We start from the raw sequence: 259 nt of genomic DNA on the forward strand, positions 1-259 counted from the left end.
GACCGGCACCAGCACTTCCTCGCACAACCGGTACGTATGCATGCCGGCCCATGCCGGATGCTCGAAATGAATCGCCGCATCGAATCCGCTGCCGGCCAGTACGAACGGCTCGGCGCGATCGGCGAAATGCACGGTGATGTTCGGATGCCGCGTCTGGAAATCCTTGAGCCGTGGAATCAGCCAGCGCGTCGCAAACGTCGGCGTCACGGCGATATCCACGCTGCCGCCGTCGCCGGGCTGCCCCATCATGTACTGGCTG

The 259-nt window shown here is 64.1% G+C and carries 1 protein-coding gene; it reads right to left on the reverse strand.

All coding sequences use genetic code 11. The features are described 5' to 3' along the window. Positions 1-259: LysR substrate-binding domain-containing protein (locus SB751_RS32380; protein WP_410749307.1), on the reverse strand; the 259-nt coding region annotated here is incomplete at both ends.

This window comes from Cupriavidus sp. SIMBA_020 (assembly GCF_046535395.1).
Lineage (GTDB): Bacteria > Pseudomonadota > Gammaproteobacteria > Burkholderiales > Burkholderiaceae > Cupriavidus > Cupriavidus campinensis.